Below are 22,181 nucleotides of genomic sequence, written 5' to 3'. Positions count from 1 at the left end.
ACTGTAATTAGCCAGCTCATCAATTACTCCCTGCCTGATACCGCGTTCAGCCGCTGATTTTCTCCAAGGCCACTAAAATACGCTTAGCTCCATCCGGTTCACCGCCTGTCTTCAGTTCGCTAGCCACCTGATGCAGCTGCTGTACTGTCAGGCCAACATTCATGCTGATCTTCAGATGCGACTCTAGCTGCGGCTCTAACCCTGGCATCGCGGCGATGGCCCCGACGGTGGCCAGTTCCCGGTCAGCCCATTCAAGGTTGTCGCGGGCAAAGATGTCACCAAACAGGTGGCCCTTCAAAAACTGATCAATGGCGGGGGCGAATTCAAACAGCGGGCCTGACACCGGCAAGCCCAACAGCCGGGTTTGATTGTCGGTGCCCAGGTCGAGCAAAGCGCGCCCCGAGGGAACAGGGCCTGGATCGCGTCCCGGCGCATCATGAATACCCCGTGAGGCACGTTCTTGCAGGACTTTCATCAGCAGCGACAGGGCATTGAGGCTGCGCGGGAACCCAGCATAGGCATAGAGTTGAACCAGGATCTCTTTACTCTCGCTTATCGTCATCCCGGCATCGAGACCGTGATTGAGCGCGTCGTGCAAACGGGGCATATCGCCGACCGCCATGCTGGCGCCGATAGGGGCAATGGCTTGTTGCCTGGCGGTTAAAGTCTTCTCACTCACTATGTGTGTCTCCGGTTTGGGGGAAGTACTGGCGTTGGATATCTCGGCCCAGGCGAAATTTCCCAGGATTACCAAGCCCAGCGCTCCCAACAGGACATGGTAGCGCTTACTCGGCTGGGTACTGTTCATCGCTTACTTTCTCCATCCAACTGACGTTGTTGCCGTTTTTCGTGCCAGTAATAGCCATGTGTGTCATGGCAGTCGAAGGCGCGGCGCCATGCCAGTGCTTAACCCCCGGCGGGCACCACACCACATCACCAGGACGTAATTCTTGCAAGGGCTCCCCCCACTCCTGAGTACGCCCTACCCCCGCTGTCACCACCAGATATTGCCCGGCAGGGTGCGTGTGCCAGGCCGAACGCGCGCCAGGCTCAAAGGTGACGTGGAGCGTTGAGGTGTTGAGGTCGGCCGTTGCAGCGGTCAATGGGTCGAGCCTTACGCGGCCAGTGAAATATTCGGCAGGCCCCGTCACCGAGCCCTGCTCTCCCGCACGAGTGATTTGCTGGCTGTTCGGGTTCTGCTCTGCCGCGACAACTGGCGCGAAGTACGTGGCAGAGAGCAGCGCCAGTGCAGCCAGGGGTGAGGTTGAGTGTATGGGCGTCATGGAAAACTCCAGTGTCACGTTTTAGTGGGGGCTGGTGTGCAGCACTTGAAAAGTGCAAGTCGCGCTGGCCATGGCAACCCTAATCAACGGAAAATGTCACACGTACATCGTCACGACCCAGGGCCTTGGCAAGACCTGCCGGGTTGTCGATGCGGCCGAGACGGGAATAGGAGTAGGACGAGGTAAAGGTTTGATAAAAGACCACCAAGGTGTCTGTGCCGTACAAAAGCAAATCGCCGTTGTGGATGGTTCCGGGCCGGTAGGCTTGGGTGGGGAGTGGATGATCTAAGGTGGCGTACTTTTCGTTGCTGTGCAGCTCGGTCATGTCCAGGCTGAGCGGCAATCGGGTGACAAGCTCCCGAGTGGTCGGGTTATCTTCAAGGGATATGCCGAAACGCTGTTGGCCGACGGTCATCCACATCGTGGTGTTCTCCATGCCTGTTGACGGGCCTGCGATATCCGTCGCAGCTGCGAGGGGTAAAACCGATAGGGCCAATGGCATCAATGCCGCCAACCAGAAGCCCTTCCAGCCTTGGGAGTAATCGGTGCCGAGACTGCGCGTATGCATGGCCTTGCTCCACCGAATGGATGGTCACCGGGTGTGCGACACCGGCGAACGGGAGGTTAGGAACGTCAACAAGGCGGCTAGCATCAACAGCGCTGCGCTGGCGATAAAAGTGCTCTGGTAGCCGAGAGTGTCAAACAGTACGCCACCCACGGTGGAACCCACTGCGATGGCCAACTGCACGATTGCCACCATCAGTCCACCGCCCGCCTCGGCGTGATGTGGCAAGGCGTGCGCGATCCAACTCCACCAGCCCACGGGCGCTGCCGTCGCAATAAATCCCCAGAGCCCCAACAGTACCGCCACGGCGATAACCCAAGTACCGGAAGGAATCAGCGTCAAAGCAATCAAGGCCATCAGCAGTGAAATCGTACTCAGGGTGCCGTAGAGGCTGCGTCTCAGCACTCCGCCGATCATCGTCGTGCCAAAAAAGCCAGCCACTCCGAGCGCCAATAGCAGCAAGGAAAGCGTCGGCACGTCGACCAGGGTGACTGTTTCCAGAAACGGCCGCAGGTAAGTGAACAGCGTGAACTGGCCCATGAAAAACAGGCCGCTGGCGGCCATGCCCAGCGCCACCGTGCGATTCTTCAGCAGTTTGAAAACATTGCCAGCACCCGGCGAGCGCTCCTGCGTTGGCATACTTGGCAGGCTGATCCATTGCCAGACCAGGGCGATCAGCGCCACCGGAACCAGACAGAGAAATGCACCACGCCAACCTACGACCGATCCCAGATAACTGCCCAGTGGCGCCGCCACCACCGTTGCCAGGGCGTTGCCGCCGTTGAAAACCGCCAACGCCCTGGGCACCTGCCTGGCCGGAACCAAGCGCATCGCGGTGGCTGCCGACATCGACCAGAAGCCGCCGATCACCATGCCAATCAGGGCGCGCCCGACCATGTAGGTCAGGTAGTTCGGGGCAAGTGCCACAACGGCGCCCGACACTGCCATCAAACCGGTCAGCGCCAACAACAGGGTCTTTCTGTTGACACTGCCGGCGATCCAACTGATGGATAGGCTGGCCAACACTGCAAACGCGCCGGAGATGGCCAGCCCCTGGCCTGCCAAGCCCTGGCTCACCTGCAGGTCGTCTGCCAACGGCGTCAGCAGGCTGACGGGCATGAACTCCGATGCGATCAGCGCGAACACGCACAATGTCATCGCATAAACGCCGCCCCAGCTACTGGCACGCGTGCCTGTTTCACTGGCGGAGGTAGCGCCCAATTGGGTGTCAGCGCAAGTGTTGTTCATCGTAGATCGAATAGCCTCTGTGGTACTTGCCGGTTACTTCAGGTGGGTTTGGAAGAACTGGGTCAGCTTGGCGAAAGGGATCAGGTTCACCCGGTCATACAGATCGACATGGCCGGCGTCAGGCACAATGACCAACTCTTTAGGTTCACCCGCCAGGCGAAACGCCTCTTCGCTGAACTCGCGGGAGTGGGCGTTTTCACCTGCGACAAACAGCATCGGGCGGGGCGAAATACTCTCGATATCTACGAATGGGTAGAAATTCATGAACTTGGTGTTGCTGCTCAGCGTCGGGCGGGTGGTCTGTTGGGGCGAGGAGCTTGTTGGGGTGAATTCGCCACGCGGGGTGCGGTAGAAGTCAAAGAACTCGCGCTGAATAGGGTGGGTGTCGGTATTGAGCTCCTGCACAGTGCCGCCGGTGTATTCGATCTTGCCGCCCGTGAATTCCACATAACGCTGCTCGGCCGCAGCTGCGATGACCTGCTTGCGCTGCTCAAGGGTTTGCGAATGCTTGAGGCCGTTGCGGTTGGCGGCGCCCATGTCGTACATGCTGACAGTGGCGATGGCTTTCATGCGCGGGTCGATCTTGGCCGCGCTGATCACAAAGCTACCGCTGCCACAGATACCCAGCACGCCGATGCGCTGACGGTCGATAAAGGGCCGCGTTCCGAGATAATCCACGGCGGCGCTGAAGTCCTCGGCGTACATGTCCGGCAGCACCGCATTGCGTGGGCTACCTTCGCTTTCGCCCCAGAACGACAAATCCAGCGCCAGGGTAACGAAGCCCTGTTCCGCGAGTTTTTGCGCATACAGGTTGGAGCTTTGCTCCTTTACCGCGCCCATGGGGTGGCCAACGATAATGGCCGGGCTGCGAGCAGCGTTGGCCTGACCTTTAGGAATGAAGAGATTGCCCACCACATTGAGCTGGTACTGATTTTTGAAGCTGACCTTTTCCACGGTCACCTTGTCACTTTTGAAGAAGTTATCTGCACCGTTGGACATATCGGCTCCTGACGCGGTAAATGAACTGAGCAAAAAACCGAGCATTACGAGAAGTTTTTTCATGGGGCGTCCTTATCAGGGGAAAGCTAACGACGACGTTGGCTGTTAGTGCCGAGCTCGCACCCTCTTCATGCAGGGGCTGGGATTGCAGCTATTGTTGCTGACTGACCGGATTTTGATTAGCTAATGAATACTTAATGCGGATATAAGAAGGTCTAATCAATCGCCCGAGTGCTATCGCGATGGCTAAACAAAACTTCAACGATCTTCTGGCCTTTGTCACCGTGGCGCGCGTGGGCAGCTTTACCCGCGCGGCGGTGCAACTGGGGGTGACCCAATCGGCAGTGAGCCAGGTGGTTTCGGCCTTGGAGGCACGTCTAAAAATTCGCCTGCTTACCCGCACCACGCGCAGCGTTTCTCTGACCACAGCGGGTGAGCGGCTGCTGGAAGCGGTGGGCCATCGCTTCGATGAAATCGAGGCCGAAGTGGAAGCCTTGACCGAGCTGCGCGACAAGCCGGCCGGCACGGTGCGGATCACCTGCGGTGACAACATCATCAAGACCACGCTGCTACCCAAGCTCACGCCACTGCTGCAGATGTACCCGGATATCAAGCTGGAATTTGATATCAACTATGGCTTTCGCGATATCGTCGCCGACCGCTTCGATGCCGGCGTGCGCTTCAGCGACACGGTGGCCCAAGACATGATTGCCGTGCCCATCGGCCCGGCTATACGAATGGCGGTCGTGGCAGCGCCAAGCTATTTCGCCCAAAACCCCGTCCCTGAACACCCTCGCGACCTGGCAGCACATCGCTGCATCGACATACGTTTCCCGACTTATGACGGCATGGACGCGTGGGAATTCGAGCGCCAGGGCAAGAAGCTGAAAGTGCGGGTAGCCGGCCAATTGGTATTCAACTCCACGACCCATATTGCCGATGCAGCGGCCAGCGGGCTGGGCATCGCTTACCTGCCCGAGGACGAGTTTGCCTCACAACTGGCTCAAGGCCGTCTGGTTCGGGTGCTGGAAGACTGGTGTGAGCCTTTCGGCGGTTTTCACCTGTACTACCCCAGCCGCCGGCAACCTTCCCAGGCATTTTCGCTGGTCGTTGATGCATTACGGGTGGATCGCTTGCCACCAGATGACAGCCTGACTGGCACGGATGCGTGACCACGACGGTTCGGGCGAGCACCGGAGTAACGCCTAGCGTTTGCAAGGGCACATGCAGATCGCCATTCTTGCCGAACTCGGCCAATGGTTCATCCACTTAAGATGCTGACGGCTCAATTATTATCTGAGATATCAGCAAAGCTTTGAGCGCAATGGGCAGGGCTCTGAAGCGCTGGGGTTCAAGCTGAGGTTTTGACGCTGCAATGGAGGCAATGCAATGACGGTTTACAAGGGCAAATGCGCAAGGGCATGTCCACTTTTGGCCGGCTGCTTCCCTCCGCGAGGGGCAGCTTTGGGTTGTGGATTCAACCGGTCGATGCAACACAACTAAATTCTGTGTTAGCAGAAGGAGTGTTGCATCGACCGGTTGAATCCACAGCCAGTAACGGACAGTGACCGGTGTTTGCGGTTTAGGAGTCGTTCGGGTGCGTCGGACGTGACAGGCCGAAATCGGCGAGGATTTCTAATGGTGAGACGCGATCGAGCTACTTGCGCTCTCGCTCTTCATACCACTGCACGAACGCTTTGGCGCTTACCGGTCGGCAGACATGAAAACCCTGGGCCATGTCGCAATGGTAATCGCCCAGCGCATCGAGCACGCCGGCAGTTTCTACGCCTTCAGCAATGACCGTCATGCCAAGATTGTGACCAAGATCGACAACGCTCCGTACGATTAGCTCGTTGGCTTGATCGCTTTGCATCGCCAGTACAAAGGATTTGTCGATCTTGAGTTCGCTGATGGGCAAATCCTTCAACTGAGCCAGACTCGTATAGCCGACGCCGAAATCATCGATGGCAATGTGGATGCCCATCGCATGTAACTGCCTCAGGATGGTCCGAGCCGCGTAGGAATCGAGCATGATCGCGGACTCGGTCACTTCGAGCATGAGCATGTTTGGTTTCAAGTTGTGCTGCTCAAGCAAATCGACGATCTGAACCACCAATTTGTCGTCCAGCAGGTTGCGTGCAGAAATGTTCACGGCAACCGGTATGCAAATCCCGATGTCGGCCCAGGCCCGCACTTGAGACAGCGCAAGGTTCAGCACGTATTGAGTCAGGGAGCCAATGATCCCGGTGAGCTCGGCAAACGGAATGAACTCATCCGGATTCACGAGGCCGCGCACCGGATGCTGCCAACGCACCAATGCCTCCACGCCAGTGACTTCTCCTGTGCTCAGGCTGACCTTGGGTTGGTACTCCAGGAACAATTCACCGCGTTCCAGACCTCGCCGCAGTTCTCCGAGCATGGCCAGGCGTTCCGGTGAGCGCCGATCCGCTCCCGGGTCGTAGGCGAGTATGCCTTTGCCCTGTTTCTTGGCTGCATACATGGCGATATCGGCACGCTGCATGAGCATTGAAGGGTCATCACCATGCACCCCCGACACCACGACCCCGAAGCTGGCCTCGACATCCAGTTCGACCCCATCGATTTCAAACGATGCGGTAATCGCTTTGTGCAGCCGTTGCGCTGCTTTCAACGCGCCTTCCAGGCCTTCGACGGAAGGAAGCAGAATCGCAAACTCATCACCACCCAACCGGCAGACCGTATCGATTTCCCGCGCTTCACTGATCAACCGCCTGCCGATCTCGTCAAGCAGGCGATCCCCGTAGTGATGCCCCAGGGTGTCGTTGACTTCCTTGAATCGGTCTAGATCGATGAGCAACAGGCCAGTGGTTGAGCCCTGGCGGCGTCCGAGGCGTAGTGCCTGCTCGAAACGATCGGCCAAGAGGGTTCGGTTGGCCAGCCCTGTGAGCTTGTCATGCAGCGACGCGTGCAAAGCGTCCTTGCGTTGGCTGTCGAGCTCGACACGCGTGCGTCGTAACACTTGGGCGAACAGCCCGGCAAGAAGCAGCCCGGCGATAAAAACGATGGGAGTGCTATCGGCGTTGAAGGCCTCCCGCGTGCGCAGTTTCTCCAGCGCCACGATGGACTCCTTGTGGTGATCGGCTGCTGCTTGCAAGACGACTTTTTCAATCTTTTCGAACAGCGGGTCGCCTTCGTCAATGTCAATCCGGCGCGCCTCGGCATCATTGCCATCGTCAACTGCCTTGAACAACTTATTGACGCTGTCCAGGAAGGGCGTCAGTGCCGTGAGCACATTTTGGGCAAGGAGGTGGTCAGCAGGCGACCCGGTGCGCTGAATATGCCCGAGTGCACGCGTGAGGTCCTGTACCGCTTCGTTGAAGCGACGAAGTACTTGCGGCCCCGGTTCCAGGCGATAGAGGCGTTCCAGCGACTCGGCGGCGGCCACCGCAGTCGCCGCCGCTGTGTAGTGGTCGGACAGGACACTCGAAGCGATCGCTTCCTGCCCCAGTCGTCCAGTGGTCACTGAAGACCACACCGCAAAGAAGCTGGTTGCGAGCAGCACGACAATCAACCCATAGCGCGCCCACTGGCTGGGGATGGTATTACTCCAGTGTGTCAGCCTGGGAACGGCAACCGGATGTACAAAAGCTTCAGGATGCTCCGGACTTGCTGGTGGTAAATTGCTCATGTGCTACCTCATGTAGACGTGGCTGCTTCCATTCTTATTGGCAATTTCCACCAAACCCTTAGCTTAGTCGAAAACGAAATTAACCTTAATTATTCGATAATGACGGTCGACAAATCATTAAGTGAGGGCGTAAACCCCTCCTATTTTCCATGATAGGCCTCAACGACGCTTACATTTACACCGGTTTTTTCCAGATCACCGACGTTACCGATGCGACGTACAAGTAACTTGTATCTACCTTTATTCAAAACAACCCTACAAGTTTCTGCATACAAAGCGCTTCCTCCAATAGAAGTGAGCTTGGGATGCGATATTGATGAACGATGCACTTCTGTTCCAGACTTCGCGTCGGTAATTATCATTTCAATATCAAACGGTGCGCCTGCCGCTGCCCAACGTCCGCTCATCTTGATATCCGATTTTGGTCGAATTCTGCCAGACTGAGATGAAGCCATCACTGCATGGAAACTGATGGCCGGCGCCAAGTGAATACATATCTGGGGACAGATACATTTTTCGTACTCTTGGCCGACTGCTGCCTGCCGCGACCGGCTGAAAACGCCCAAAGCGGTCTATCGCTTTTGACTGGCGGAAAGTTTATGTAACCTCGCGAAATCCGTTCGCAAACTCGGTGTAACACCCAGGATCCATTTATGCAGACTGATCAAACCAGGCTACTTGCACTTGCACTGATTGAGATCAGGACGTTGCTTGCGGATTATTTGGGCAGCGATGTAGATGCTCCAATGAGCGTCCGTGTCGCGGCCCATTTGGCTTATGCACTCCATAATGAAGCGGAGACTGTGTACAGCAACGCTGACTTTCAAATCGAACGTGCAACTCAGAAAATCGCCGCGATCGATCAGATTCTTAGTGTTTCGGATGGCGCCGCATTGCTGAGCAGGTTTGACGTTGAAGCCAACAAAATTCCGGATGGTGCTTAACCAGGATGACCACTTCTGGCCGAAATCGGACGTCAGTATGGTTAGAAGCGGTGGCTCCCTTTAGTGTTCAGGACACAGAATTCGATGAGCAGACTTTCAACGCTGATCGCGGAAGCTCGGTCAGGGCTTTCCATCCAGGAGCGGATCCCACATGAAAAATGGGCAGCGATTGCATCGCAATGCGGGGCCGCGGAAATTGCAGAGATCGAGAGGCGCATCGTATCCCTCAGGGTCGAGTTGGAAACGATCGAAGCGTGGGATGGCGACACGATGGATGACATCAACATCGCCATCAACCATTTTTCTCAGCTACTGAGAATGGCTGCTGGTGCGCCTTGATCATTCAGGGGCCGGGCTCAAGAGTCAGATCTTTCTGAACGGGATCAGAAGCAGTCGGGCAATACTGACTGCTCAGCCGATTGCTGCCTGTGGCGGAAGGCAACAGTCGCCCCAGAGCGGACCTTGTCTGTCGGCAAGTAGCTCTTACAATTTCCGACCCGAGTAAAACGGCACTTGACCGATACCGGTAGACCATTAAATCAGGTGATGTCGTATGCGTGATCTACCATGCCCTTGCTGCGGTTTCGTAACCCTGGAATGCGAGTACGGCTCGTACGATATCTGCCCCCTTTGTGGCTGGGAAGATGACGCCGTCCAGTTAGCCAATCCAACGTCAGGGGGAGGCGCAAATTCGATTTCCCTCGCTGACGCTCAGATGGGCCTCTTAAACAAATACCCAATAACTGTTCGGCTTGCGGAGGGATTTCGACGAGGGCTCGGATGGCGACCGTTAGACGCCAATGATCTTGAGGCTACGAACGTACTTAAGACCGTCAAGCACTGGCACACCATCGCCGTTCGCTGGGAGTCAGAAGCCTATTGGTCAGTGAATGGAACGACCGACGTCAAGGTCTGAATTTACGAGACCCAACAGAATTTTCCGCCTGTGGCCGGAAGCGGGTCTAATCCGAATGTCCGTTATTGGACGAGCCTGTCACGACTAGCCGGGATTGGCTCCAAATCCCCCTCCACATGTTCATACGACAAGGCCCTGAATATTCGGGGCTTTGTCGTTTCCGGGACGGGGTAAAAAGCCCCAGACCATTTCAGTCCACACCCCGGATGGAGTATTGCTTTTGACTAGTAGCGTCTAGTTTTCGAATGATCTCCAGTCGCTACACTTCTGAAGCCCAGCCCGGCCGTTTTCTACTTCGCCGTTATCACCGACAACTTGGTAATCCCCGCCCGTTCAATCGAGGCCATCGCCCGGGCCACTTCGCCATAATTCACGCCATTGTCCGCCTGCAGCTGCACACGCACGTCGGGATTTTTCGCCTTGGCGGCCTGCAGGTTGAACTCGAGCAGATCGGCCTGGATTTCGTCCTTGTTGATGAACACCTTGCCCTTGTCGTCGATGCTGACCACCAGCGGGTCTTTCTGGTCCACCGGTGCCACCGATTCGGTCTTCGGCAAGTTGATCGGGATCGCGTTGGTCAGCAGTGGCGCGGTGACGATGAACACCACCAGCAGCACCAACATGACATCCACCAGAGGCGTGACGTTGATCTCACTGAGCACTTCATCGCTGTCTTGTGTAGAGAACGCCATATCAGGACGCCTCCTTGACTTTCTGCCCGGCGACGGTCGCTCCGGACTTGCTCAACACCGGATGCAACAGCACGCGGAACGCGTTTTTCTGCGCCAGGCTATAGAAGTCGTGGGCGAAGTCGTCGAGGTCGGCGGCGGTCAGTTTCAGACGACGCAGGAAGTAGTTGTAGACCAGCACTGCCGGCACGGCGACGGCGATGCCAACGCCGGTTGCTACGAGGGCGGCACCAATCGGCCCGGCCACGGTTTCCAGGCTCGCCGACCCCGCGGCACTAATACCTTTCAAGGCCGACATGATGCCCCAGACGGTGCCGAACAGGCCGATGAAGGGCGAGGTGCTGCCGATACTGGCGAGGATGGCCCGCTTTCCAACGAGCGACGTTCGCGCACGATCTGCTGGCGCAGGGCGCGCTCGAGACGGTCCTGGTGGTTGATTGCCTAGCTAAAGTCGGTGGCTTGTGCGTCTTCCGGCACCTGGATCGCAGCGTAACCGGCCAGGGCGACACGAGCGACGGCGCCCGGTTGGCTATGGGCCAGTTCAGCGGCGGAATCGAGACTGGACGCGGCCCAGAAGTGTTTATGGAATTTGCGGTCCTGGGCCTTCAGGCGGGTGAACTGCACACCCTTGAGCAGGGCCAGGCCCCAGGTGGCCACGGAAAACAGGATCAACAGCCAGATGACGGTGTGTTCGACGGATTCGAAGGGCACGCCACGCACCCTGACGGTGGACCAGCACTTGCTGGATGAGCATTTCGACGCAGCGCGGTGCATCGTCGACAGCGTGCTGCATGCCGAGCGCTGGGCCTGGGCCCACCCTGAAGAGACCCGGCGGTTCCTCGCTCGCGAACTGAACACCAGCGAATATTGGGTCGCCGCCGCCTACGGCGAAGATGCCCATCGCCGCTTGCGAACCGCCCTCGACGAAATCTCGATCACCGCCTTACAGCACCTGACGGACTTCCTCCAGCGTTGGGACTTCATTCCCCAACACTTCGATGTCCGCGACTGGATTGATCCGCGTCCGCTGGAGGAGGTTTGTCGGGTGATTTGAATCGACCAGGCGAGCGCAACAGGACAACTGCACGCTCGCCTGTCACGCTCAGTGGGGCGCGCGAGGGATCGTCTTGAGCAGGTCTTCGGGGCTGATCTGACCGACGATCGGTTCCATGACGCTACCTGGTTGTGGCAGATCGAGGATGTGTCCCTTGATCTTGCCGATGACGTGCATCTCACAAGGCTTGCAGTCGAACTTCAGCGTCAGCACCTCGTCACCGTGCACCAGTTGCATCGGCGCGACCTTGGTGCGCACACCGGTGACGCCTTTGGCTTGCTTGGGGCAAAGGTTGAAGGAGAAGCGCAGGCAGTGCTTGGTGATCATCACCGGCACCTCGCCGGTTTCCTCGTGGGCCTCGAACGCCGCGTCGATCAGCTTCACGCCATGACGGTGATAGAAGTCGCGGGCCTTCTGGTTGTAGACGTTGGCCAGGAACGACAGGTGCGATTCCGGGTACACCGGCGGCGGGTTGGTTTCGGCCTTGCGACCTCCCCGTGGGTGGGCCAGCAGGCGGGCCGCGGTCAATGCTTCGATCGCTTCGCGGCGCAAGGCCTTGAGTTGCGAATTGGGGATAAAAAACGCCTGGGGCGCATCCAGTTCAATGGCGGTGGCGTGGTAGTCGGTGGTGCCCAGTTGACCGAGCAGGTCACGCAGTTGCTCCAGGGCCTGCTCCGGCTTGTTGGCCAGACCGAACGGGCCGTCCAGGGACACGCTGGCGCTGACGCCCTCCTCGCTGGTGGCGGTGAGCTGCAGGCGCTGCTCGTCCAGCCGTGCGACCCAGGTCAGGCCGATACGACGCTCGGCGGACGTCTTCTGCAGGGCTTGCTGCCAGTTATGGTCCAGGTTGCGGCTCAATGGATGGTTGGGCCGCAGCTTGTACATGCCTTCCGGCATTTCGTTGGGCTCGACGCGGTAGCGATAGCGCTTCTGGCCCTCTTCGTCGAACTCTCCCTTGGGCTCCGCGATATTGGCGCGAAATCCCACCACCTCGCGCTTGATCTGCACATTGAGGCCATCGCCGTTGGATAACGGTTCAAAGGTCACCACCTGCAAGTCGCGCTTGCCGACCTTCTCCACCACGCCCACCGGCAAGCCGGTGAAAGTCGGTGAGTCGAAGGCGCCGATGTCGATCTTGCGCTCGCTGACGAAGTAGTCGGTGCTGCCACGGTGGAAGGTCTTGTCCGGGTCGGGCACGAAGAAGTGCGCCGTGCGGCCACTGGACGCGCGGGCCAGGTCCGGACGATCTTCGAGGACATCGTCCAGGCGCTGGCGGTAGTAGGCCGTGATGTTCTTCACATAGCCCATGTCCTTGTAGCGCCCTTCGATCTTGAACGATCGTACTCCGGCTTCCACCAACGCGCGGATGTTGGCGCTCTGGTTGTTGTCCTTCATCGACAGCAGGTGTTTTTCGTAGGCAACCACGCGGCCCTGGTCGTCCTTGAGCGTGTACGGCAAACGGCAGGCCTGGGAGCAGTCGCCACGGTTGGCGCTACGGCCATTCTGCGCGTGGGAAATATTGCACTGGCCGGAGAACGCCACACACAGCGCGCCATGAATGAAGAACTCGATCGCCGCATCGGTCTCGTCGGCGATGGCGCGAATCTCTTGCAGGTTCAGCTCGCGGGCGAGTACCAGTTGGGAGAAGCCAGCCTGGTCAAGGAACTTCGCCCGCGCCAGGGTGCGGATGTCTGTCTGCGTGCTGGCGTGCAGCTCGATCGGCGGGATATCCAGCTCCATCACGCCCAGGTCCTGGACGATCAACGCATCGACACCGGCATCGTACAGTTCGTGGATCAGCTTGCGGGCCGGCTCCAGCTCGTTGTCATGCAGGATCGTGTTGATAGTGGTGAACACCCGGGCGTGGTAGCGACGGGCGAATTCCACCAGTCCGGCGATTTCACTCACCTCATTGCAGGCGTTGTGGCGGGCGCCGAAGCTTGGGCCACCGATATACACGGCGTCGGCACCATGCAGGATGGCCTCGCGGGCGATGCTCACGTCACGGGCGGGACTGAGCAGCTCCAGGTGATGTTTAGGTAGGGACATATTTTTTTATCTGGTTTGTCACGGTTGAGGCACGCATTGTAGCGGCGAAATACTTGACCGGCACCCGTGGCCTACCGAGCGGTAATGGCAACATAAATATGTTTGCTACCATTAGAGAGCAGCATTGAGGCTGAGGCCCGGCTTGGGAAATCGGCTTTAACCTTCCTGACATTGATCCATTCCGTTCAAGCCTGCCTGAGCACATGGAGGGCCAATGCGCATTCCATTATTTTTCGCGGTGTCCGCGGCACTGTTTTTAAATGGATACTCCTGCCTGGCGCAGCCATTGGATGCGACCGCGGACGGTGCCGATACCGCGCCCGTCACGGCGGCCGTCAAAGAGGCCGTGTTTAATCAGGAGCAGCTGGACCAAATGCTGGCGCCCATTGCGCTCTACCCGGACCCACTGCTGGCCCAGGTACTGATGGGCACCACGTACCCCGGCGAAATCACCGAGGCGGTGACCTGGTCCAAATCACACCCGGACGCCAAGGGTGACGATGCAGTCAAACAAGTGGCGAGCCAGACGTGGGACCCGAGTGTGCAGGCGCTGGTCGCCTTCCCACAGGTGCTGGCAACGCTGGGACAGGATCCCGTTTGGGTACAACGTCTGGGGGATGCCTTCCTGGCGCAGCCCGACGATGTCATGGAGGCCGTGCAACGCCTGCGTCATCAGGCGCAAGCGGCAGGCAATCTGCAGAGCAATCAATATCAGAACGTGACGGTCCAGACCGTTGCGGCACCGGCCCCGGCCCCCGTCACTCCGGCTCCGGCTCCGGCGCCTGCCAGCAGCACTTCCACCATCATCATTCAGCCCTCCGACCCACAGGTGGTGTACGTACCCAGTTACAACCCGACCACCACATACGGGACCTGGTCCTATCCCGCGTCACCCCCTGTTTACTACCCGCCACCGCCAGCCTATTACCCCGGTTCGGCATTGATGGCCGGACTGGCGTTTGGTACCGGTGTGGCGATCGTCGGCGCGCTGTGGGGTGACTGTGACTGGGGTAACAACGACATCGACATCGACGTCAACCGCTACAACAACATCAATGCCAACAACCGGATCACCAATAACCAGAACAAGTGGCAGCACAACACCGTTCATCGCGATGGTGTTCCCTACCGAGACAGAAAGAGCCGCGAACAATACGGCCGACAACTGGACGGTGCCAGTCAGCGTGAGGCGTATCGAGGGGATAATCCCGAGCGAGCCCAGACCCGCGAACGAGCCCAGGCCCGCGAACGAGCCCGTGGAGCCATGGACAAGCGCGGCTTCGAACAACCTGCCACCAGCAACCGCGAAGCCCGGGATCGAGCGCGCGAAGCCCAGTCCGCACCCTCGGCCAACAATCGGATGCAAGGCACAGACAGAGCGAAGTTGTCTGACAGGAGCCAGGGTAATGCCAAAAGCACTCGGGAGGGCCAGCAAGCCAGGAACCAGACCGCTCAGGTGAACCCGCGCGGACAGGGCTCGGCGCAAAACAGGCCATCCGCCAGTGCGGGCAGTGCCCGCAACAATGCATTCGCCGGCGCGCGGTCACCGGCCCAGTCCAACGCACAAGCCAGTCGTGGACGGGCCAGCGAGGTATCCGCCCAGCGCGCCAGTGCTTCGCGATCAGCCGGCCACCAGATCAGTCGGCCGTCGAATCCACCCGCGCGTCAACGAGGAGGCCGTCGTTGAAAAACAATCCTCGAATAAAGTCACTCATGGGTGTGTTCCCCCAGGTATTGGCGATGGTTGCCGGCGTGGCGTGGTCGTGCGTTGTTGCGGCACAGCAGACATTTCCAACGCCGGAAAAGGCCGCTCAAGCGTTCGTCGAAGCACTGGGTACGGAGCACGCCGATCAGACGCGCCTGACAGAGTTGCTGGGTAATGAATGGCACAGCTACATACCCCGCGAAGGTGTTCAGCGCAGTGATGTGGATGCGTTTTTGAAGCAGTACCGCGAGCAACATTCCATCGAAAAAACCAGCGACCGCAAGGCGCTTCTGTCGGTCGGCAGCGACCACTGGACACTGCCGATACCCATGATCAAAGTCGAGAACGGTTGGCGCTTCGACATCAAGGCCGGTCAAGCCGAAATCCGTGCCCGTCGAATTGGCCGCAACGAACTCGCTGCGTTGCAATCCGTACGGACTTATCACGACGCCCAGATGGACTATTCATCAGTGGACCGTGACGGTGACGGCGCACTCGAGTATGCGCAGAAAATCTTCAGCACCGCCGGCAAGCACGACGGTCTCTATTGGGCCGACGACGACAGCGATCAGATCAGCCCGTTAGGGTCCTCGTTCGGCAAAGCCATTGCCGGCGAAGACTGGCACGGTTACCACTTCCGTATTCTTGAAGGTCAAGGTCCTTCAGCACCTGGCGGCGCCTACAGCTACCTCATGGGTGACAAGATGAGCCGTGGCTTTGCACTGATCGCCTGGCCGGCGAAATACGCTGACACCGGGGTCATGAGTTTCATGATCAGCCATGAAGGTCAGGTGTTCGAGAAAGACCTGGGAGCCGAGGGTGAGAAACTGGCACGGTCAATGAAGCGTTTTGACCCGGATGACAGCTGGAAGGTGGTGCCTGCCGACCAAGAGTAAACGCTTCGAACGGTGCGCTATTCTTGATCCGGGTATAGAACTGACCGGTCGCACCGAAGGAGGTCATCACGTTCTGATGAACTGCCGGCCTGGGTCACGGCACCAGGCATTTTTGTCTGACACCCTGAAACGGAGACGCCAGCATGAGCACCTTGAAACTCCACCCTGTACTGGACAATGGTTTCCAACCCGCCGCTGCGAATTTCACAGGTGGCACCCTGCAATGCCTGTGTGCGACCGACAAAGTCGAGGTCAGGATCGACGCGCAAACCCTGCATAACCACGCGTGCGGCTGCAGCAAATGCTGGAAACCGCAAAATGCGACATTCGCCGTCATAGCCGTGGTGCCTCGGGATAAGGTCAGCGTCACGGCCCACGGCGAAAAACTGGCCATTGTCGACGAAACCGCCACCATCCAGCGCCACGCCTGCAAGCAGTGCCATGCCCATCTCTTCGGGCGCATCGAGAACAAGGACCATGCCTTTTATGGCCTGGACTTCGTCCACACTGAGCTCTCTCCCCAAAGCGGATGGGCGGCGCCGGGCTTCGCGGCGTTCGTGTCCTCCATCATCGAAACCGGCACGCCACCCGCGCAAATGAAGGCCATCCGTGAGCGCCTTCGCTCGATCGGCCTGGAGCCCTATGACTGCCTGTCCCCGGACTTGATGGACGCACTGGCAACTCACGTTGCCAAACAGAAAGGCTTGCTCCCCGCCGCCTGATTGATCGACCGCCGCGGCTCTGGGCCAGGAGGTGCCGGTGGTCGTTGCCTTTCGCTTGTCACCGGCGTTTGACTAAGCTGAATAGATCAGGACGAACTGAAATCCAAGTGATAGCGGCCACCCGCGAATCTGGATGGGTATCAAGACGGTAACTCGCAAAGGAGACGACCATGTACGCGGTCATAAGAACCTATTCGGGTCGAGACGCAAAACAGCTTTTCGATTTCCTGGAAGAGAAAAAGACCGACGTCGAAGCTGCCCTGCGAAAAGTTGTCGGCCTCGCAAGCTACACGCTGCTGCCTCTCGGTGATGGCGGAATATCGATAACGGTTTGCACGGACAAGGCCGGCACCGACGAGAGCATGAAAGTTGCACGCGACTGGATTGAGAAAAACGCCACGCACATCCATCCGTTCCCGCCGGTCATCACGGAAGGTCCGGTCATTGTGCAGATCAATTAGCGCGCCCTGACGATCCCTCATGACAATATCGCTGTCACAACGATTGGAGGTTCACGTCCCCCCTTTTATCGACAGCGTTCGACCCGGTATCAATCCGGAACAAACGCCCCCAATCGCGCCCGCGCCGTTGGAATGATTTCTTCCAACAGCTCCAGCGGCACATCCTGCATGAACAGGGTGACTTCGAATTTGAGTGTTTGATCGTTTCGAAACACTTCAAACACCATGTCCCCTCCTCGCCAGCACTCAAAGCCGAGTCCGTCATGCCCTGGCGTTACGCTCGACGCGATCTCAAACCGGTATTCAACGCCATCAATCAGCAAGCGCTTGTCTCCTTTGCCTGTAAATCAACTACTGGGGAGTCAGGGTGTAGTGATAGTGCACTTTTCCGGTATCCGGATACACCAGCCAGTAATCGTCATTGTCTTTCTTCAGTCGATAGCACTCTTTCCGGATTTTGGCGCCCGTGAAACAAATCACGCCGTCCTTGGTTGTCCAGTGTTCTGTCTCTGGAGGATTACCCTGCAGCGCAAAAATTTCGGTGCCGTCTGCATTGAAGCTCAATGAATAGGGCAATCCGGTCTTGCCGATATTGTTCAACTTGTGGCCGATCAGCGTGCTGCGGATCTGAGCATCATCAAGTGCCACGGCTGCAGGGGTGACGGGTTTGATGACGTGTTGTGGCGTCGAGGCGCAACCGCCCAGGGCAATGGCGATGACTATGCAGTACAACGTCTTCCGGTTCATGTCGCACCTCAGGATTATTCGGGATTGGAGGGGTAGATGAAGCTTAGGCAATTACGACGGGAACGCTTTTCCAGGACAAAAAAACCTCCGCGCTTTGCAGAGGCAGGAAGAAGAGCAAAAAAGAAAGGGAACTGGCACTAAGCCACTAATGTCGGAGCCGCATCACCTGGAGAATTGGCTGATGCGCTCTCGGCATTTTGAAATCACTTACTGTTTGAATGGCTCGCGTCGAATGTTTATCCAGCCGGACGCATACATGACCGATGAAGATGCGTGGTACTACGCGTGTCTGCACGCGGGCGTGGGCCTTTTGTATGGGGAAGACAACGCTCAGGAACATCACGCTAAGTTGCTCGACCACGCTGAAAAGTCCGGTTTGACCGATGTCAAATGGGAAGAGTTGCCGTAAACCGCGCATTGAATGCCCTTCCCTGCACAGGCAAAGATTTCAACCTCCCGCTACGCTCAACACAACGCATCTTCCTCTCCATGAAAAGAGGTAGACCCTCCTATGCTTTTATATTTGAGATTACCCGCCAGGTTCCTTGGCGGACTCCTTCTTGTTGCATCGGCTGCAAGCAACGCTCTAGCCGACGTCAAAACCTGTGAGTGCGAGTTCAGCAGCCGGGACTATCAAGCCTACGGTACGAGTGGTGCCTGTGGTGTATTCATGTATGCAAAAGCCAGTATCTGCGAGATCTCCTTCGCCGGTATCGGCGCCCATCCCGATGTGCTGACTAACCCGAGGCTGGGTACCAACACTCTGCAGGCACAGTTAGATGTCGCACCGGATATTTTCAGTCGTTATCTCGAGTTCGTAAAAACCGGCAATATCACGCCACTCAGCGAGCACGAATTCATCGAACGCAGTTTGCCCGTCATGGCCCGCGCCAGCCTGTTTCGCGCAGCCCCGCAAATAGCAGAAGCGCCGATCAAGCAGCTGGATGCCGTGATTCAGGATGTGGCACACAAATACAGCGGCGAACTGGAAGCAATTTTCCTCGGCAAAAAAGAGCCGCACACCCTCAAGTGGGATGCCGAGAGCGACGTTGAACTAGGCCGCGGTTATGTCCAGGTCAATTACAGAAAGGATATTCAACTGCGCGTTCTTTACTTCTCTCCAGCACAGAGATGAAGGCTTATGAACTTCACATGCCTTGAAGAGTTATCGGACCTTGACCGGGCGGGTTTGATAGTGGCGATGATCGGTGCCGCGATCTTGCTGCTTGTGGGCCTTGGCTTGTCTTTTCGCCTGAAACTCTGGCAAACGCTCACGGAAATCATCTATGACAAAGTCCACTTGAAGTTGCCGCCTCCCCTGCTTTGCCTGCTGACCTGCTTCGCCGTATTGGGAGGCATCTATTGGTGGCTGAATAACCACTATCCGGCCGACAGTATTATTTTCACGGATAAGCCCTGGACGCTTGGGGAGATCAAACAGCGACTGGAGACAGTGTCAGGGGTAGATGTTCAACTGAAAGGGGACGTGGCGAGTTTTGCCATTGATAGAAGGATAAGCGGGGCTTGTGCGGCTGATGTGCTGAAAGCGATTTGTGACGATTACCGGGATCAGCTGATTTGTCGTAATGAGCCCGGGCGAACGCTTATTGAACGTAAACCCTGAAGGGTGCCGTACAAAACAAATGTGGGAGCTAGCCTGCTGGCGATGGCGGACTGTCAATCAACAGTGATGTTGAATGTTCAGCCGTCATCGCTGGCAGGCTAGCTCCCACAGGGGTTGCTGTTAACCCGACAACCGGGTCAACAGCACTTCGGCCCGGCCTTGCTGCCGTAACGAGCTTCCTGGCGTTCCCGGAAGAACACCTCGTAACTCATCACCGGTTTGTCCGGGTGTTTGGTCTGCATGTGCTCGACGTAGTTGTCGTAGTCGGGCATGCCGACCATCAGGCGCGCAGCCTGACCGAGGTATTTACCGAGGCGACTCAGGTCATTGAACATGCTGCACTCCTCGATCAAGCATCCGGCAGGGCCTGGAATGGCGCTTCTTTATCCGTGCGTTCCTTGGTTCCCCAAGCGGCAATGCCGACCTTGAGGGCAAAGAACAGGATGCTGAAGACCACAAACAGGAACAGCGCGGTCAGCGTTGCGTTGGTGTACGCGTTGTAGATCACGTGCTGCATCTGCTCGATGCTCTTGGCCGGTGCGAGTACCTGACCGTTGGCCAGGGCATCGCTGTACTTCTTGGCCAGCGCGAGGAAACCGATGGCCGGGTTGGCGTCGAACAGCTTGATGAAGCCTGCGGTAACGGTGCAGATCAGCAGCCACACCGCCGGCAGCATGGTCACCCAGACGTAGCGTTGGCGTTTCATTTTGATCAGTACGACGGTCGCCAACATCAGCGCGATACCGGCCAGCATCTGGTTGGAGATACCGAACAGCGGCCACAAGGTGTTGATGCCACCCAGCGGGTCGATCACGCCTTGGTAGAGCAAGTAACCCCACATCGCCACGCAACCGGCGGTGGCGATCAGGTTGGCGGTCCAGGAATCAGTACGTTTCAGGGCCGGTACGAAGGAGCCGAGCAAGTCCTGGAGCATGAAACGTCCGGCACGGGTGCCAGCGTCGACGGCGGTCAGGATGAACAGCGCTTCGAACAGGATCGCGAAGTGGTACCAGAACGCCATGGTGTTTTCACCCGGCAGAATGTTGTGCAGGATCTGCGCGATACCGACTGCCAGGGTCGGTGCACCGCCGGCACGGGCCAGGATAGTGGTTTCACCGATGTCCTTGGCCACCGCTTGCAGGGCTTCCGGCGTAATCAGGAAACCCCAGCTGCTGACGGTTTGAGCAACCGACACAGCGTCAGCGCCGACAATGGCCGCTGGACTGTTCATGGCGAAATACACGCCAGGCTCGATCACCGAAGCGGCAACCATCGCCATGATGGCCACAAAGGACTCCATCAACATGCCGCCGTAACCGATGTAGCGGGCATGACCTTCACTCGCCAGCAACTTCGGCGTGGTGCCGGAAGCGATCAGCGCATGGAAACCCGAGACCGCGCCACAGGCGATGGTGATGAACAGGAACGGGAACAGACCGCCCTTCCACACCGGCCCGGTGCCGTCGATGAATTGGGTCAGTGCCGGCATTTTCAGATCAGGCATGGTGATCAGGATGCCGATTGCCAACGCGATGATGGTGCCGATTTTCAGGAACGTGGAGAGGTAGTCACGCGGTGCCAGGATCAGCCACACCGGCAGTACCGCAGCAACGAAACCGTAGCCGATCAACATCCAGGTGATCTGGATGCCGGTAAAGGTGAAGGCCTTGGCCCAGACCGGATCGGCAGCGATTTGCCCGCCCAGCCAGATCGAACCGAGCAACAGCAATACGCCGATCACCGAGATTTCGCCGATGCGGCCCGGGCGGATGTAGCGCATGTAGATGCCCATGAACATCGCGATCGGGATGGTCGCCATCACCGTGAAAATGCCCCACGGGCTTTCGGCCAGGGCTTTGACCACGATCAGCGCCAGCACCGCGAGGATGATGATCATGATCAGGAAGCAGCCAAACAGCGCGATGGTGCCGGGGATGCGGCCCATTTCCTCACGGACCATGTCGCCCAAAGAGCGACCGTTGCGGCGGGTGGACATGAACAGGACCATGAAGTCCTGAACCGCACCGGCCAGCACCACGCCGGCAATCAGCCACAGCGTGCCGGGCAGATAGCCCATCTGCGCCGCCAGAACCGGACCGACCAGCGGACCTGCGCCAGCGATGGCCGCGAAGTGGTGACCGAAAAGTACGTGTTTGTTGGTCGGTACGTAGTCCAGACCATCGTTATTGAGTACGGCGGGGGTGGCTCGATTGGGGTCGAGTTGCATCACCTTGTTGGCGATGAACAGGCTGTAGTAGCGATAAGCGACGAGGTAGATGGCGACGGCTGCGACTACGATCCAGAGGGCGTTGATCGCTTCGCCGCGGCGCAAGGCCACGACACTCAGCGCAAACGCTCCCAGAACAGCCACGGCAAACCAGGCGAGGTGTTTAGCCAGACGGGGCATAGCGTGTCTCCTGCCGACAGCCAGTGACTGCGGCGGTAATTTTTATAATTGTGTCCGCTGTGCGGAGCTGGCCCAATATCCACGCATGCCGTCCACAAATAAATCCGCGTTACTACGTACGCGGCCTCTACGTAGTTCTACGTAGACGCCGCCGATCTCGCAGCTGAAATGCAATACCCCTGTGGGAGCCAGCCTGCTGGCTCCC

Annotated in this window: 24 protein-coding genes and 2 pseudogenes; 12 read left to right on the top strand and 14 right to left on the bottom strand. The window is 58.0% G+C overall.

The window, feature by feature from the left end:
• Window positions 1-46: 46 nt before the first annotated feature.
• The 5 genes from KJF94_RS09380 to KJF94_RS09360 form a co-directional block, all read right to left on the bottom strand.
• Window positions 47-808: a carboxymuconolactone decarboxylase family protein gene (locus KJF94_RS09380; protein ID WP_214382823.1), complete on the bottom strand. Its 762-nt coding sequence runs from the start codon at window positions 806-808 to the stop codon at window positions 47-49.
• Window positions 786-1,283, bottom strand: a complete 498-nt coding sequence (locus KJF94_RS09375; protein ID WP_214382822.1) for a (R)-mandelonitrile lyase — start codon at window positions 1,281-1,283, stop codon at window positions 786-788. Before KJF94_RS09375 ends, KJF94_RS09380 begins: the two co-directional genes overlap by 23 nt.
• A 79-nt stretch (window positions 1,284-1,362) precedes the next feature.
• Complete coding sequence (locus KJF94_RS09370) at window positions 1,363-1,851, bottom strand: cyclophilin-like fold protein (RefSeq protein WP_250548253.1); 489 nt, start codon at window positions 1,849-1,851, stop codon at window positions 1,363-1,365.
• Between the two features lie 24 nt (window positions 1,852-1,875).
• Window positions 1,876-3,006 (bottom strand): MFS transporter, encoded by a 1,131-nt coding sequence (locus tag KJF94_RS09365; RefSeq protein ID WP_214384819.1) that lies wholly within the window; start codon window positions 3,004-3,006, stop codon window positions 1,876-1,878.
• Window positions 3,007-3,129: 123 nt separating this feature from the next.
• On the bottom strand, window positions 3,130-4,158 hold the full coding sequence (locus KJF94_RS09360; RefSeq protein ID WP_214382820.1) for an alpha/beta hydrolase: 1,029 nt from the start codon (window positions 4,156-4,158) through the stop codon (window positions 3,130-3,132).
• A 179-nt stretch (window positions 4,159-4,337) separates the two neighbouring features.
• Here KJF94_RS09360 and KJF94_RS09355 point away from each other — a divergent pair, with 179 nt between their 5' ends.
• A complete protein-coding gene (locus KJF94_RS09355; protein WP_214382818.1) occupies window positions 4,338-5,267 on the top strand; it encodes a LysR family transcriptional regulator in 930 nt (309 codons plus the stop codon).
• A gap of 485 nt (window positions 5,268-5,752) precedes the next feature.
• Here the strand turns inward: KJF94_RS09355 and KJF94_RS09350 are convergent, their stop codons facing one another.
• Window positions 5,753-7,762, bottom strand: a complete 2,010-nt coding sequence (locus tag KJF94_RS09350; RefSeq protein WP_214382816.1) for a putative bifunctional diguanylate cyclase/phosphodiesterase — start codon at window positions 7,760-7,762, stop codon at window positions 5,753-5,755.
• A 140-nt stretch (window positions 7,763-7,902) separates the two neighbouring features.
• Window positions 7,903-8,169, bottom strand: a complete 267-nt coding sequence (locus KJF94_RS09345; RefSeq protein WP_214382814.1) for a hypothetical protein — start codon at window positions 8,167-8,169, stop codon at window positions 7,903-7,905.
• 246 nt (window positions 8,170-8,415) lie between these two features.
• On the opposite strand from KJF94_RS09345, the gene KJF94_RS09340 reads away from it, so the two are divergent.
• From KJF94_RS09340 to KJF94_RS30530, 3 genes are all read left to right on the top strand, one after another.
• Window positions 8,416-8,706, top strand: a complete 291-nt coding sequence (locus KJF94_RS09340; protein ID WP_214382812.1) for a hypothetical protein — start codon at window positions 8,416-8,418, stop codon at window positions 8,704-8,706.
• Between the two features lie 84 nt (window positions 8,707-8,790).
• Complete coding sequence (locus tag KJF94_RS09335; protein ID WP_214382810.1) at window positions 8,791-9,045, top strand: hypothetical protein; 255 nt, start codon at window positions 8,791-8,793, stop codon at window positions 9,043-9,045.
• A gap of 214 nt (window positions 9,046-9,259) precedes the next feature.
• Window positions 9,260-9,622, top strand: a complete 363-nt coding sequence (locus KJF94_RS30530; RefSeq protein WP_214382808.1) for a CPCC family cysteine-rich protein — start codon at window positions 9,260-9,262, stop codon at window positions 9,620-9,622.
• Between the two features lie 290 nt (window positions 9,623-9,912).
• Here KJF94_RS30530 and KJF94_RS09325 read toward each other — a convergent pair whose 3' ends face one another.
• Window positions 9,913-10,314, bottom strand: a complete 402-nt coding sequence (locus tag KJF94_RS09325) for an ExbD/TolR family protein (RefSeq protein ID WP_214382806.1) — start codon at window positions 10,312-10,314, stop codon at window positions 9,913-9,915.
• Window position 10,315: 1 nt separating this feature from the next.
• A pseudogene (locus tag KJF94_RS09320) lies at window positions 10,316-11,031 on the bottom strand (MotA/TolQ/ExbB proton channel family protein).
• On the opposite strand from KJF94_RS09320, the pseudogene KJF94_RS09315 reads away from it, so the two are divergent.
• Window positions 11,012-11,365 (top strand): annotated as a pseudogene (locus KJF94_RS09315) (ABC transporter substrate-binding protein); the annotation flags it as partial. The pseudogenes KJF94_RS09320 and KJF94_RS09315 sit on opposite strands and share 20 nt — an antisense overlap.
• Window positions 11,366-11,413: 48 nt before the next feature.
• On the opposite strand, the gene KJF94_RS09310 reads toward KJF94_RS09315, so the two are convergent.
• The gene (locus KJF94_RS09310; RefSeq protein ID WP_214382804.1) at window positions 11,414-13,414 is read right to left on the bottom strand and encodes a peptidase U32 family protein; all 2,001 of its coding nucleotides are present in this window, start codon (window positions 13,412-13,414) and stop codon (window positions 11,414-11,416) included.
• Window positions 13,415-13,628: 214 nt separating this feature from the next.
• On the opposite strand from KJF94_RS09310, the gene KJF94_RS09305 reads away from it, so the two are divergent.
• From KJF94_RS09305 to KJF94_RS09290, 4 genes are all read left to right on the top strand, one after another.
• The gene (locus KJF94_RS09305) at window positions 13,629-15,101 is read left to right on the top strand and encodes a DUF3300 domain-containing protein (RefSeq protein ID WP_214382802.1); all 1,473 of its coding nucleotides are present in this window, start codon (window positions 13,629-13,631) and stop codon (window positions 15,099-15,101) included.
• A gap of 26 nt (window positions 15,102-15,127) precedes the next feature.
• Window positions 15,128-16,015: a DUF2950 domain-containing protein gene (locus KJF94_RS09300; protein WP_214382800.1), complete on the top strand. Its 888-nt coding sequence runs from the start codon at window positions 15,128-15,130 to the stop codon at window positions 16,013-16,015.
• Window positions 16,016-16,158: 143 nt separating this feature from the next.
• Window positions 16,159-16,737 carry an S-(hydroxymethyl)glutathione synthase gene (gene gfa, locus KJF94_RS09295; RefSeq protein ID WP_214382798.1) on the top strand — a complete coding sequence of 193 codons (579 nt, stop codon included), beginning with the start codon at window positions 16,159-16,161 and terminating at the stop codon, window positions 16,735-16,737.
• Window positions 16,738-16,907: 170 nt separating this feature from the next.
• Window positions 16,908-17,198, top strand: coding sequence for a hypothetical protein (locus tag KJF94_RS09290; RefSeq protein WP_214382796.1), 291 nt, complete (start codon window positions 16,908-16,910; stop codon window positions 17,196-17,198).
• Between the two features lie 89 nt (window positions 17,199-17,287).
• On the opposite strand, the gene KJF94_RS09285 is transcribed toward KJF94_RS09290, so the two are convergent.
• Window positions 17,288-17,521: a hypothetical protein gene (locus KJF94_RS09285; protein WP_214382794.1), complete on the bottom strand. Its 234-nt coding sequence runs from the start codon at window positions 17,519-17,521 to the stop codon at window positions 17,288-17,290.
• A gap of 28 nt (window positions 17,522-17,549) precedes the next feature.
• Entirely contained in the window at window positions 17,550-17,945 is a 396-nt protein-coding gene (locus KJF94_RS09280) for a hypothetical protein (RefSeq protein WP_214382792.1), read from the bottom strand.
• Between the two features lie 148 nt (window positions 17,946-18,093).
• Between KJF94_RS09280 and KJF94_RS30420 the strand changes: the two genes are divergently transcribed.
• The 3 genes from KJF94_RS30420 to KJF94_RS30165 all read left to right on the top strand — a co-directional run bounded on the left by KJF94_RS30420 (window position 18,094) and on the right by KJF94_RS30165 (window position 19,569).
• Window positions 18,094-18,354: a DUF6555 family protein gene (locus tag KJF94_RS30420; protein WP_214382790.1), complete on the top strand. Its 261-nt coding sequence runs from the start codon at window positions 18,094-18,096 to the stop codon at window positions 18,352-18,354.
• Between the two features lie 261 nt (window positions 18,355-18,615).
• Window positions 18,616-19,080, top strand: coding sequence for a hypothetical protein (locus KJF94_RS09270; RefSeq protein ID WP_214382788.1), 465 nt, complete (start codon window positions 18,616-18,618; stop codon window positions 19,078-19,080).
• 6 nt (window positions 19,081-19,086) lie between these two features.
• A complete protein-coding gene (locus KJF94_RS30165) occupies window positions 19,087-19,569 on the top strand; it encodes a hypothetical protein (RefSeq protein ID WP_250548251.1) in 483 nt (160 codons plus the stop codon).
• 137 nt (window positions 19,570-19,706) lie between these two features.
• Here KJF94_RS30165 and KJF94_RS09260 read toward each other — a convergent pair whose 3' ends face one another.
• Together KJF94_RS09260 and KJF94_RS09255 are read right to left on the bottom strand one after the other, a co-directional pair.
• Entirely contained in the window at window positions 19,707-19,904 is a 198-nt protein-coding gene (locus KJF94_RS09260) for a YbdD/YjiX family protein (protein ID WP_046049791.1), read from the bottom strand.
• A gap of 14 nt (window positions 19,905-19,918) precedes the next feature.
• Window positions 19,919-21,976 carry a carbon starvation CstA family protein gene (locus KJF94_RS09255; RefSeq protein ID WP_214382786.1) on the bottom strand — a complete coding sequence of 686 codons (2,058 nt, stop codon included), beginning with the start codon at window positions 21,974-21,976 and terminating at the stop codon, window positions 19,919-19,921.
• Window positions 21,977-22,181 lie beyond the last annotated feature (205 nt).

Origin of the sequence: Pseudomonas hormoni (genome assembly GCF_018502625.1) — a bacterium.
Lineage (GTDB): Bacteria > Pseudomonadota > Gammaproteobacteria > Pseudomonadales > Pseudomonadaceae > Aquipseudomonas > Aquipseudomonas hormoni.
This window is presented reverse-complemented; position numbering and strand designations above follow the sequence as displayed.